Source organism: Streptomyces sp. SPB162 (genome assembly GCF_029504575.1).
Lineage (GTDB): Bacteria > Actinomycetota > Actinomycetes > Streptomycetales > Streptomycetaceae > Actinacidiphila.
On sequence record NZ_JAQFII010000001.1, the window covers coordinates 5,062,603 to 5,075,138 of the forward strand.

Here is a 12,536-nt window from a genome sequence, read left to right on the forward strand (position 1 = left end):
GAGGCGTTCCATGACCAGCCTGATCACGCAGGCGGAGCAGGATCCAGGGGTCCCGCAGGGCGTCCTGCTGGAAGTGCGGGACCTGCACGTCGAGTTCCGAACCCGCGACGGCGTCGCCAAGGCCGTCAACGGGGTCGACTACACGGTGAGCGCGGGCGAGACGCTCGCGGTGCTCGGCGAGTCCGGCTCGGGGAAGTCGGTGACCGCGCAGGCGGTCATGGGCATCCTGGATTCGCCGCCCGGATTCGTCACCCAGGGCGAGATCGTCTTCCAGGGCCAGGACCTGCTGACGATGGGCAAGGAGGACCGCCGCAGGGTGCGCGGTGAGCGCATGGCGATGATCTTCCAGGACGCGCTGTCCTCGCTGAACCCGGTGCTGAGCGTCGGCGAGCAGCTCGGCGAGATGTTCACCGTCCACCGGGGGATGTCGCGCAAGGACGCCAAGACCAAGGCGATCGAGTTGATGGAGCGGGTGCGCATCCCCGCGGCCAAGCAGCGGGTGGGCGACTACCCGCACCAGTTCTCCGGCGGCATGCGCCAGCGCATCATGATCGCGATGGCGATGGCCCTGGAGCCCGACCTGATCATCGCCGACGAGCCGACCACCGCGTTGGACGTGACGGTCCAGGCCCAGGTCATGGAGCTCCTCGCGGAGCTGCAGCGCGAGCTGCGGATGGGTCTGATCCTGATCACCCACGACCTCGGTGTGGTCGCGGACGTCGCCGACAAGATCGCGGTGATGTACGCGGGCCGGATCGTCGAGACCGCCCCCGTGCACGACATCTACCGCAAGCCGGCCCACCCGTACACCAAGGGCCTGCTCAACTCGATCCCCCGACTGGACCAGAAGGGCCAGGAGCTCTACGCGATCAAGGGCCTGCCGCCGAACCTGCTGCACATCCCGCCGGGCTGCGCCTTCAACCCGCGCTGCCCGATGGCGCAGCCCGTGTGCCGGACCGACGTGCCGCCGCTGTACGACGTCAGCGAGACGCGGGCCAGCGCCTGCCACTTCTGGAAGGAGACCATCGGTGAGTGAGCCCACGACCCACTTGACGAAGGTGCCCGCCCCGGCGCCCGCCAGGGAGCCGATCCTGCAGGTCCGCGATCTGGTCAAGCACTTCCCGCTGACCCAGGGCATCGTCTTCCGCAAGCTGGTCGGCGCGGTGAAGGCGGTCGACGGGGTCTCCTTCGACCTCTACCGCGGCGAGACGCTGGGCATCGTCGGCGAGTCCGGATGCGGCAAGTCCACCGTGGCCCGGCTCCTGATGAACCTGGAGACGGTGACGGCCGGCCAGGTGCTGTACAAGGGCGAGGACATCAGCAAGCTGTCGGGGAAGGCCCTCAAAAGCGTCCGCCGCAACATCCAGATGGTGTTCCAGGACCCGTACACGTCGCTGAACCCGCGCATGACCGTCGGCGACATCATCGGCGAGCCCTACGAGATCCACCCGGAGGTCGCCCCGAAGGGCGACCGCCGCAAGGCGGTCGAGGACCTGCTCGACGTCGTCGGCCTCAACCCCGAGTACATCAACCGCTATCCGCACCAGTTCTCCGGTGGCCAGCGCCAGCGCATCGGCATCGCCCGCGGGCTGGCGCTGCGGCCGGAGATCATCGTGGCGGACGAACCCGTATCCGCGCTGGACGTGTCGGTGCAGGCGCAGGTGGTGAACCTGATGGGGCGGCTGCAGGACGAGTTCGACCTGTCGTACATGTTCATCGCCCACGACCTGTCGATCGTCCGGCACATCTCGGACCGGGTCGGCGTGATGTACCTCGGCAAGATCGTCGAGATCGGCGGCGACGCGGAGATCTACGAGCACCCCACCCACCCGTACACCCAGGCGCTGCTGTCCGCCGTCCCCGTTCCCGACCCGGACGCCCGCGAGCGACGCGAGCGGATCATCCTCGTCGGCGACGTGCCGTCCCCGGCCAACCCGCCGTCCGGTTGCCGGTTCCGCACCCGCTGCTGGAAGGCGCAGGAGCGCTGCACGCTGGAGGAGCCGCTGCTGGCCGTCCCGGCGGTCTTCCGCGGGCTCGACTCACCCGCCGCGCACGACAGCGCCTGCCACTTCGCGGAGGAGAAGCGGGTGGTCCCGACCGACGACTGACGACCGACGACTGACGACTGACGGACTGACCACCGACGGACTGACCACCGACGGACTGACCACCGACGGCTGCCGTCTGACGTCCTGGAGTGGACGCCGCACCCCCTCGACCTGATAGCGCACCTCCGGCCGACCGGGGCCGGCCGGCCAACCCGGGCGCGACGTCGGCGACCCGGCCTACTGCGCCGTCCCCTCGATCGCGGCCAGCGCCGGGTCCAGGACGATGTCCTCGCCCCGTGCCGCGATCGTCGGCTCCTCGGGGAAGTGGCACGCGGTGAGGTGGCCGTCCTGGTTGCCGCCGAGCTGGATCAGCGGCGGTTCCTGCGACGCGCACAGGTCGCGCGCCTTCCAGCAGCGCGTACGGAACCGGCAGCCGGACGGCGGATTGATGGGGGACGGGACGTCGCCCGCCAGCCGGATGCGCTCGCGGTCCGCACCGTCGATGTTGACCTCGGGGACGGCCGAGAGCAGCGCGTGGGTGTACGGGTGGCGGGGCCGGTTGTAGATGGAGTCGCGGTCGCCGACCTCGACGATCTTTCCGAGGTACATCACCGCGACCCGCTGGGTGAAGTGCCGCACGATGGCCAGGTCATGGGCGATGAACAGGAAAGCGATCCCCGTCTCCTCCTGGACCTTCCGCAGCAGGTTCACGACCTGCGCCTGGATCGAGACGTCGAGGGCCGAGACGGGTTCGTCGGCCACGATGAGTTTCGGTTCCAGGGCGAGTGCCCGTGCGACCCCGATGCGCTGGCGCTGGCCGCCGGAGAACTCGTGCGGAAAACGGTTGTAGTGCTCCGGGTTGAGACCGACGGTCTCCAGCAGTTCCCGGACGCGTTGTTCGCGGCCGCCCGCCGGATTGATGTCGTTGATCTCCATCGGGCCGCCGATGATGGTGCCCACCGTCTGCCGCGGATTGAGTGAGGAGTACGGGTCCTGGAAAATCATCTGGATTTCCGAGCGGATCGGCATGAGCTCCTTGCGGGTGGCGCGGGTGATGTCCCGGCCCCGGTAGGAGATCCTGCCGCCCGTCGGTTCCAGCAGCCGGGTGATCAGCCGGCCGGTGGTGGATTTGCCGCAGCCGGACTCGCCGACCAGACCGAAACTCTCGCCGGTGTGGATGGTCAGGTCGATACCGTCGACCGCCTGGACCGCGCCGACCTTGTGTTTGATCGGAAATCCCGCGTGGATCGGGAAATGCTTGGTGAGGCCGGTGACTTCCAGCAGCGCCTCTCCCGAGGCGCCGTCGCGCGGGGAAGGAACCGCGTCGGCTTTGGTGATGGTGGTTTCCTCGCTCATGATGCTCGCCCCAGTCGACCGGTCAGCCCAGCCGGGGCTGAATCTTCTCGATGAATACGGACCGCTTCTGCTCCGCGGTCAGGTGGCAGGCGGAACCCCGGCCGGCCGGCAGGTCCGGCCGCTCGGTGCGGCAGCGCGTACCGCCGACCAGTTCGGTGAACTCGCACCGGGGGTGGAACGCGCAGCCGGTCGGCGGATGGAGCAGGCTCGGCGGGGTGCCGGGGATCGGGCTCAGGGGTTCGTCGACGTTGGAGGAGAGCCGGGGCATCGAGCTCAGCAGACCCCAGGTGTAGGGGTGCTGCGGGGACTTGACGACCTCCCGCACCGAGCCGCGCTCGACGGCCCGGCCCGCGTACATCACCAGCAGATCGTCGGCGATCTTGGAGACGACGCCCAGGTCGTGGGTGATCAGGATGATCGCCGAGCCGAACTCCTGCTGCAGGTCCTTGAGCAGGTCCAGGATCTGCGCCTGGACGGTGACGTCGAGCGCGGTGGTCGGCTCGTCGGCGATGAGCAGGTCGGGGTTGCAGATGAGCGACATCGCGATCATCGCGCGCTGCCGCATCCCGCCGGAGAACTGGTGCGGGTAGTCGTTCACCCGGGTCTTCGGCTGCGGGATGCCGACTTTCTCCAGCATCTCGACGGCCTTCGCCCGACCTTCGCGCCGGCTCGCGCCGGTGTGCTTGATGAACGGCTCGGCGATCTGCCGGCCCACGGTGTAGTACGGCGAGAGCGCCGTCAGCGGGTCCTGGAAGATCATCGCCATCTTGTTGCCGCGCAGCTTCTCCAGGGTGCGGTTGCTCGCCCCCGTCAACTCCTGCCCGTCCAGCAGGATCTCGCCGGTGACGGTGGTGCTCATCGGGTTGTGCAGCCCGAGCACCGTCAGGTTCGTCACGGACTTGCCGGAGCCGGACTCGCCGACGATGCCCAGCGTCCTGCCGCGTTCGAGGTCGAAGGAGAGCCCGTCGACGGCCTTCACGATGCCGTCCTCGGTGGAGAACCGCACATGCAGATCACGCACGGAGAGGAACGGATCGGTCCCGGCCGGGGCCGGCCCTCCCTCGGTCTTGGTCATGGTGGTCACTGACGGGCTCCTAGAGGCGCACGCGCGGGTCGATGAACGCGTAGGTGGCGTCCACGATGATGTTGAACAGGACGATCAGGGCGGCGCTGAAGAGCATCACGCCCATGAGCATGGGCAGGTCCGTCCTGAGCACCGAGTCCACGGCCAGCCGTCCGATGCCCGCCAGCGAGAAGGTGAACTCGGTGATCATCGCGCCGCCCAGCAGGGTGCCGATGTCCAGGCCCAGCATGGTGACGATCGGGATGAGCGAGCCGCGCCAGGCGTACCGGAAGAAGACGTAACGGCTCGACATGCCCTTGGCGCGGGCGGTGCGGACGTGCTCCTCCTGCAACTGGTCGATCATCGTGGACCGGGACATACGCGTGTAGCCCGCGGTGAAGATGATCGACAGCACGCACCAGGGGATGAGCAGCCCGCTGAACCAGCCGACGGGATCCTCCGAGATCGGAACGTACTTGGGCTGGTCCATGATCTGGTTGTTGTAGACCAGCAGCGCCAGCACGATCGGGCCGACGAAGTAGATCTGCATCGAGCTGAGCACCAGCGAGACCGAGCTGAAGAACTTGTCGACGAAGGTGCCGCGGCGCCAGGCCGCCAGCATGCCGGCGCCGAGCCCGACGAGCAGGAAGACCACGATGCCGCCGGCCGCCAGCGAGAGCGTCAGCGGGAAGCGGTTGAGGATGGTCGGCCAGACCGGGTCGGAGTTGGCGAAGGAGTAGCCGAAGCAGGGGGCGGCGCAGTCGCCGACGCTGAAGTGGCGTCCCGCGAAGACGCCGACCATGTAGTGGAAGTACTGGACCGGGATCGGTTCGTCGAGGCCGAGGTTCCGGTGGATCAGCGCGATGTTCTCCGGCGTGCAGTTCTTGCCGCAGGACAGCAGCGCCGGGTCGTGCGGGATCGCGAAGAACAGGAAGTAGGTGAAGGCGCTGATGAAGAGCAGGATGACGAGCGCGCCGAGCGTCCGGCGTACGAGGAATCGAAGCATGGGTCGCAGCTCTCAGGGGACGGCGGCGGTGGGCGGTGCCGCCCCCGGCGGGACCGGTGGGCGGTCCCGCCGGAGGGCGTCTGCGGTGCTTACTGCTTGACGAAGAGCTTCGTCAGGTCGATCTGGGAGGTGATGTTGTTGTAGACGACGCCGCCGACCTTGGAGCCGAAGAGCTGGAGCTGCTTGTAGAAGACCGTCGGGACGGCCGGGATCACCTCGGTGGTGATGTAGGTGTTGAGCTTGAACCACTCGTCGGCGGCCTGCTTCGGGTCGGTGATCGCCTTGATGCGGTCGATCTCCGAGTTGATCTTCGGGTCGTTGACGTGCGAGTAGTTCGGCGCCTGGTCGGCGATGGTGCGGCCGTCGAAGACCGGCGGGATGACGGTCAGGGTGCTCGGCCAGTCCGCGCCCCACGCGCTCGCGTAGATGTCGTACGGGTTGTCGACCTTGCCGATCAGGTCGTAGTACGTGTCGGACGGCAGGTCCTTGCGCTGGACGTCGAAGCCCGCCTTCTTGAGCGCGTCCGCGATGGCGACCGAGTACTCCTGGCCCGCGGTGGTGTTGACGTACGCGTAGGTGATCTTGGTGTTCAGCTTCCCCGCGTCGGTGAGGATCTTCTTCGCGGCGACCTGGTCACCATCGGGCTTGGCGACCTTGCCCAGCGGGTCGGCCTTCTGGTAGCCGGCGAGGGTCGGGCTGATGAAGCCGCCCGCGTACTCGGCTCCGTACGAGGCGCCGAGGGCCTGCCAGACCGGCTTGGTCGGGATGGCCAGCGCGAGGGCCTTGCGGACCTGCAGGTCGGTGACCTTCTTCATGTTGAAGTTGATCTGGCCCACGAACGGCTGGTAGCCGGAGACCGTGCGCTTGAAGATCGACGCGGTCCCGACGACGGTGGGGGTGCTCTTGGTGTCGACGGCGTTGGAGAAGCTCAGCGACGTCTGGTTCTCACCGGCGTCCGACATCAGGCGCTTGGTGGAGTCCTCGTACTGGTGGTTGAACGTGATGTCGAAGGTGTCGACGTACTGGTGGCGCGCCGAGTCGGTCTTCGGGTCCCAGTTGGTGTTCTTCACGAGCGTCATGGCCTTGCCGCTCTCGAAGGACTTGATCTTGTAGGGGCCCGACGCGACCGGCGCCTTGTCGTACTTCTCCTTGGTGTCCTTCGCGGAGTCGACCACCGCGTACCCCGCCATGGCCAGCAGGTAGGGGGTGTCCGCCTGCGCCGCGGGGAAGTGGAAGACGATCGTCTTGGCGTCCGGGGTCTGCAGCACGGAGTCGGGCAGGTGGCCGCCCTTGTAGGGGCCGTCCGGCAGCAGCTTGCGGTAGTCGGACCCTGCGGTGTTGGCCAGCCACTGCTGGAGGTAGGCCGGGCCGTTGGTGACGAACGGGGCGAACAGCCGCTCCACCGACCAGCGGATGTCCTTCGAGGTGATCGGCGTGCCGTCCTCGAACTTGATGCCGTCCTTGAGGGTGTACGTCCAGGTCTTTCCGGCGTCGGACTGCTTGCCGCTGTCGGTGGCCAGGTCGCCCACGACGGTGTAGTGGCCCTTGCTGTCGAACTTGTACGTGGTCAGGCCGCGGTGCAGGAGGGTGGCGAGCGCGCCCTCGTTCGCGACGTAGATCTGAGCCGGGTCCAGGTGGGTGTAGCTGTCCCGTTCCAGGGCGTGCAGGGTGCCGCCGGGCTTGGCTCCCGCCACCTCCTCGGCCGGGCCGGTGGAGGCGGCGGCGTCCCCGAAGGTGATCTGGGACTGCTGCTGCTTCGCGTTCTCGTTCTGCTTGTCCTTGGTGTCGTTCTTGCCCGTACCGCCGCCGCCGCTGCTGCACGCGGTGAGCATGAGGGCACCCGCCGCCAGGGCCACCAGGGTGGCCTTCGTCCTACGCATGTGGACCGTCATGGCTGTCTCTACACCTACCTGTTCGTCGATGGTTGATGTGCTGACTGGCTGGCTTCAGCGCCCCGATTTCGGGTCGAACGCATCCCGGACCGAGTCCCCGAGCAGGTTGAACGCGACGATGAAGATCACCATGGCGATGCCGGGGAAGAACATGTAGGTGATGTCGTTCTGGGCGATGTCACCGCCCTTGGCGAACATCCGGCCCCAGTCCGGGGTCGGCTCGATGATGCCGACGCCCAGGAAGGAGAGGCCGGCCTCCGCGGTGACGAAACCGGGAAGCATGAAGGTGGCCTGCACCAGGATCGGTGTGACCAGGTTCGGCAGCAGTTCACGGCGGACGATGCGCCAGGACGAGGCACCGGTGACCTTGGCCGCCTCGATGAACTCCCGTTCCCGCAGGCTGAGTACCTGGCCGCGCAGGATGCGGGAGAGGCCCATCCAGCCGAGGAACCACTGGACGACGATCAGTGCGGTCACGCGCAGGTAGGTGGGCGTCTCGTCCTGCGGATCGACGAAGATCGCCACCACGATCGGCATGAAGGCGACGAAGAACAGCTGCGAGGGGAACGCCAGCAGCAGGTCCGAGAGACGGCCGATGAAGTAGTCGGCCTTGCCGCCGAGGTAGCCGGAGGTGATGCCGAGCAGGATGGCGGTCGTCACCGTGGCCACCGTGACCGCGACGCTGATGAACAGCGAGGTGCGGATCCCGTACAGCAGCTGGGTGAAGACGTCGCGGCCGAGCCCGGGCTCGATGCCGAACCAGAAGCTGCCGCTCACCCCGCCGTTGGGGGCCACCGGGTACCCGAACTCGTTGAGCAGGTCGGAGTTGTTCTGGCCGTAGAGGGTGTAAGGGTCCTTGCCGTAGAGCTTGGAGATCACCGGCGCGAGGATCGCGATGGCGAAGAAAAAAACGACTACGCACGCGGAAAGGACTCCTGTACGGTCGCGTTTGAAACGCCGCCACATGAGTCGGCCGGGGGAGAAGCCGACGATCTCGCCGGCCTGTCCGCCCAGGCCGTGGGTCTGGGCCGCCGGGTCGATGGAGCCGTCATCGGCTTCCGCGGCCACGGCCTGGGTTTGACTCGTCATAACGAATGCCCCCACACCAGGAGTCTGTCGTCGCGACGGAAACGCCGTCGCGGGTTGAGCGGACTTTGGCAATGGATTCATCCTCCAGTCAAGGGGGCGGCGGGCGAAGAAATGGCGCAGCGGCTCTTCTTTGGCGAAGATTGTGCAGATTGCTGCGGCCGCGTGCTTGACAGCGAGTCTTTGCGCACGGCAATTACGGATTTATGTGGATCAAACGCGTTTACACGTTGGCCACTTGACTGTCGCAACACCGATATACGGACGTAGCACTCTGGGCAGCGTACGGACGGGCGACGCCAGGGGGCCGGCAGACGGCGACCGCGGGGAATATGGCCGACTGTCGTCGGGGGAAAGGCTGTTCCCCTCCTTGATGTGCGGGTATATCTATGGGAACGGTGTGCCTGGGGGGAGACGGCCTTGTATCAGGGCAATGTGCTCGCGCGAGGAGCGCGGGTCGCGGGTGGGATCATTTGTGTCGTTCTTATTGCTGCAGAGATCATTTGGATCGGCCGGGACTTCAGCAATGTGGGCGCGAAAGACACGTTTCTGACCTGGATCGGCCGGATTTTCGCGGGTCAGGGGCACGCGCCCCTCGGAACGTCCATCACGGACCTGATTCTGGTGGTCGTCTATCTGGGCGCTCTGCTGGCGGCCGCGAGGCCGTCCGCCGCCGGGGCCTTCGTGACGGTCGGCCTGCTCACGTTCCTCTACCGGCTCCCGCTGCTGTGGATCCTGACCGAGGACAGCACCAGGGGGCTGCCCCTGCGGGACCGGGCGCTGTACACCGCGCTCGGCGCGGTCATCGCGGCCGTGGCGCTCATCGTCATCGCGGCCTCCGGACGCCGCCCGGCGGTCTCACCGGCCGACGGTGAACCGCCCGCCCCGCCGCGCACCGGGCCCGCGGTCTTCGCCGGGCTGCTGCTGACGCTCCTCGCGCTGGCGGCCGTCGCCTGGGAGGCGTACTACATCGACCGGTTCACCTCGGACCGGATGGGGCCCTTCTCGTACTGGCGCCAGTTCAGTGGTCAGCAACCGTCCGGCATCCTGCTCGCCCCGCCGGGTTTCTGGATCGACTGGGCGACGGCCGCGCTGTGCATGGTCGCCGCGATCCAGGCGTTCGCCAGGAAACCGATGGCGCGGCCGTTGGGCGTGGCGCTCGGCTGGGTGGCGGCCGGGTACGCGGTCTACACGCTGAACCTCTACGCCAAGCAGAAGCTGCTCTTCGAGTTCGACGACATCGGGACCCCCGACATCCTGCAGCAGCTCACCTCCCTCGCGGAGGTCGTCGCGGGGTTCCTGATCATCGTGTTCCTCGCGCTGCGCGGCACGTCCCGGCCGCCGGTGCCGGTGCCCGGAGCCTGGGGGGCGCCGGGCGGTCAGTACGGCGCATGGGGCGCACCGCCCGCACCCGCCCCGTACAACGACGCGCCGTACGGGCAGTCGGCGTTCGGCGGCCCGCCGCCGCTTCCGCCGGAGTACCCGCCGGACGCGCCACCGCGCCCGCAGTCACCGCCCGGTTGGTAAAGGCGGTGCCGCGGGCGCGGTCCGGATGGCTGGGGCTACGCGACGCCCAACGTCCGCTTCAGGAACGCGACCTGGAGCAGCAGCAGGTTCTCCGCGACCTCCTCCTGCGGGGTCATGTGCGTGACCCCGGAGAGGGGGAGCACCTCGTGCGGCCGGCCGGCGGCCAGCAGCGCGGAGGACAGCCGCAGCGAGTGCGCCACCAGGACGTTGTCGTCCGCGAGTCCGTGGATGATCATCATCGGCCGGACCTGGTCCGCCGCGCCCGACAACCCCTGGTCGGTGACGACGGAGTTGGCGGCGTACACCTCGGGCTGCTCGTCCGGGTGGCCGAGGTAGCGCTCCTGGTAGTGCGTGTCGTACAGCCGCAGATCGGTGACGGGCGCGCCGACGACCCCCGCGTGGAAGACGTCGGGCCGGCGCAGCACGGCGAGCGCGGAGAGGTAACCGCCGTACGACCAGCCGCGGATGCCGACCCGGTCCAGGTCCAGCGGGTACGACCCGGCCAGCGCGTGCAGCGCCTCGACCTGGTCGTTCAGCGTCACCGCGGCGAGATCGCGGACGACGGACTTCTCCCAGGCGGGGGAGCGGCCCGGGGTCCCGCGGCCGTCCGCGACGATCACCGCGAAGCCCTGGTCCGCGAACCACTGCGAGACCAGGTGGGCGTTGTGCGCGGAGACCACGCGCTGGCCGTGCGGCCCGCCGTACGGGTCCATGAGCACCGGCAGCGGCCCGTCCCCCTCCCGGTACCCGGTCGGCAGCAGGACCGCCGCCGGGATCCGGCGTTCGCCCGCCTCGGTCAGCCGGACGACCGCCCGCAGCGCCGGTTGCTGCGCGTGCGAGGTGATGACGGCGACGGGCTTGTCGTCCCGCAGCACCCGCGCCCGGGCGCCGGCGGTCTCCAGCGTCGCGGAGGTGAGCACCGTCAGGGCCCCGGAGCGGACCGCGGAGTGGACGCCCGGCTCGTCCGACACCCGGGTGACGCCGCGCTCGCCGACCCGGTAGACGTGGATCTCCCCGATCTCGGGGAGCTCCGCCGTGGCGCCGGCGGACGCCGAGACGAGGACGTCGTCCGCGGTGATGTCGAGCACCGCCCTGATGTGCAGCTGTGAACCGGTCAGCGGCCGGTCCCCGACGCACAGGACGCGGGCCCCGCCCTCCTCGGCGATCCGGACCAGCTTCCCGTTCGGCGTCCAGGCCGGCACCCCAGCGAAAAGATCAAGCCAATCCTGATCTTCCTCCGCGTGCACCGGGTGGGTGTGGCCGGAGCCGAGGTCGACGCTGAGGAAGAGCTGACTGCGCTGGTCACGGGCCTGGACCAGCAGGACGGGCGGGCCGGCCGCCGACCAGTGCACCCGGGCGAGGTACGGGTAGCGCTCCCGGTCCCACTCCACCTCGACCCGCGAACCGTCCAGGTCGACCAGGGCCAGCGTCACCACGGCGTTGGCCGTACCGGCCGCCGGGTAGGCGACCTCGGCCGGGCGGCGGTCCGGGTGGGCCGGGTCGGCGATCCACCAGCGCTGCACGGGGGACTCGTCGACCCGCGCCGCCAGCAGCCGCCCACCGTCCGGCGACCACCAGAAGCCGCGGCTGCGGGACATCTCCTCCTGCGCGATGAACTCCGCCAGCCCCCACGTCACCTCGGGTCCGTCCGGTTCCGCGAGGGGCCGGTCGTTCCCACCGTCGGCGTCGACGACCCGGAGCGCGCCCTCCGCCACGTACGCCACCCGGCGGCCGTCGGGCGAGGGCCGGGGGTCGACGACGGGACCCGCGGTGGACAGCTCACGCGCCGTCCCGGCCCGCAGCTCGGCCACGAACAGCCGACCCGAGAGCGCGAACGCCGCCAGTTCCACGGCTTGGTCCACCGCGTAGCCCACGACCCCCGAGGACCCCTCGCGGCTGCGCTCACGCCGCGCCCGCTCCTGCGCGGAGAGCTCCTCGCCGGCCCCCGCCAGCAGCGCCGCCGGATCGGCCGCGATCCGCTCCTGACCCGACCCCGGGTCCAAGACCCACAGCAGGTTCGACGCGTCGGTCCCCGACCGGGACCGCAGGAACACCACGCGCCCCCCGTCCGGCGAGACGGTGAACGCGCGGGGCGAGCCCAGGGTGAAGCGCTGGGTGCGGGCGTGCTGACGCGGGAACGAGAGCTCTTCAGTCATGGCACCGACCCTAGAGGCCTGCTCCGGGGGCTCACATGGTCTGGCGAAAAACCAGCTATGCGCCCCCGCGTGCTTCCGTGCACCGAGATATGCGGTGGCACGGAAAGTTATGATCAGTCGCCCTGTGTGGGTAAGGGTTAGTAGCAACTGGCAAGTGTCGTCGTGCCCCTGCGTACCTGGGAGGTGAGCCGTTGTGGCGCTTTCGATTTCGGCGGTGCTGCTGCTGCTGATCGTCGTGGCCCTGCTGGTCAAGAAGTCTGGGCTCAAAGGCGGTCACGCGGTGGTCTGCGTCCTGCTCGGCTTCTACTTGGCGAGCTCTTCCGCGGCCCCGACGATCCAGCAGTTCACGACGAGCGTCGCGGGCATGATCGGGGGCTTCAAGTTCTGAGGCTTACGCTCTCT

General features: G+C 68.7%; 10 protein-coding genes. 4 read left to right on the plus strand and 6 right to left on the minus strand.

From position 1 onward, the window contains the following. Nucleotides 1-10 precede the first annotated feature (10 nt). Nucleotides 11-1,036: an ABC transporter ATP-binding protein gene (locus M2266_RS23230; RefSeq protein WP_277439919.1), complete on the plus strand. Its 1,026-nt coding sequence runs from the start codon at nt 11-13 to the stop codon at nt 1,034-1,036. After that, complete coding sequence (locus tag M2266_RS23235) at nt 1,029-2,108, plus strand: dipeptide ABC transporter ATP-binding protein (RefSeq protein ID WP_277439920.1); 1,080 nt, start codon at nt 1,029-1,031, stop codon at nt 2,106-2,108. Before M2266_RS23230 ends, M2266_RS23235 begins: the two co-directional genes overlap by 8 nt. A 177-nt stretch (nt 2,109-2,285) precedes the next feature. On the opposite strand, the gene M2266_RS23240 is transcribed toward M2266_RS23235, so the two are convergent. The 5 genes from M2266_RS23240 to M2266_RS23260 all read right to left on the minus strand — a co-directional run bounded on the left by M2266_RS23240 (nt 2,286) and on the right by M2266_RS23260 (nt 8,454). Then, nucleotides 2,286-3,404, minus strand: coding sequence for a dipeptide ABC transporter ATP-binding protein (locus tag M2266_RS23240; protein WP_277439921.1), 1,119 nt, complete (start codon nt 3,402-3,404; stop codon nt 2,286-2,288). Nucleotides 3,405-3,426: 22 nt separating this feature from the next. Further along, nucleotides 3,427-4,488 (minus strand): ABC transporter ATP-binding protein, encoded by a 1,062-nt coding sequence (locus tag M2266_RS23245; protein WP_277439922.1) that lies wholly within the window; start codon nt 4,486-4,488, stop codon nt 3,427-3,429. A 10-nt stretch (nt 4,489-4,498) separates the two neighbouring features. Further along, entirely contained in the window at nt 4,499-5,473 is a 975-nt protein-coding gene (locus tag M2266_RS23250; protein WP_277439923.1) for an ABC transporter permease, read from the minus strand. Nucleotides 5,474-5,562: 89 nt separating this feature from the next. Further along, nucleotides 5,563-7,353, minus strand: coding sequence for an ABC transporter substrate-binding protein (locus tag M2266_RS23255; protein WP_277439924.1), 1,791 nt, complete (start codon nt 7,351-7,353; stop codon nt 5,563-5,565). 66 nt (nt 7,354-7,419) lie between these two features. Beyond that, nucleotides 7,420-8,454: an ABC transporter permease gene (locus M2266_RS23260; RefSeq protein ID WP_277439925.1), complete on the minus strand. Its 1,035-nt coding sequence runs from the start codon at nt 8,452-8,454 to the stop codon at nt 7,420-7,422. A 525-nt stretch (nt 8,455-8,979) separates the two neighbouring features. Between M2266_RS23260 and M2266_RS23265 the strand changes: the two genes are divergently transcribed. Beyond that, nucleotides 8,980-9,978, plus strand: coding sequence for a hypothetical protein (locus M2266_RS23265; RefSeq protein ID WP_277439926.1), 999 nt, complete (start codon nt 8,980-8,982; stop codon nt 9,976-9,978). 35 nt (nt 9,979-10,013) lie between these two features. Here M2266_RS23265 and M2266_RS23270 read toward each other — a convergent pair whose 3' ends face one another. After that, nucleotides 10,014-12,134 carry a prolyl oligopeptidase family serine peptidase gene (locus M2266_RS23270; RefSeq protein WP_277439927.1) on the minus strand — a complete coding sequence of 707 codons (2,121 nt, stop codon included), beginning with the start codon at nt 12,132-12,134 and terminating at the stop codon, nt 10,014-10,016. A 193-nt stretch (nt 12,135-12,327) separates the two neighbouring features. On the opposite strand from M2266_RS23270, the gene M2266_RS23275 reads away from it, so the two are divergent. Beyond that, nucleotides 12,328-12,522 carry a hypothetical protein gene (locus tag M2266_RS23275; RefSeq protein ID WP_269271241.1) on the plus strand — a complete coding sequence of 65 codons (195 nt, stop codon included), beginning with the start codon at nt 12,328-12,330 and terminating at the stop codon, nt 12,520-12,522. The last annotated feature ends 14 nt before the right edge of the window (nt 12,523-12,536 follow it).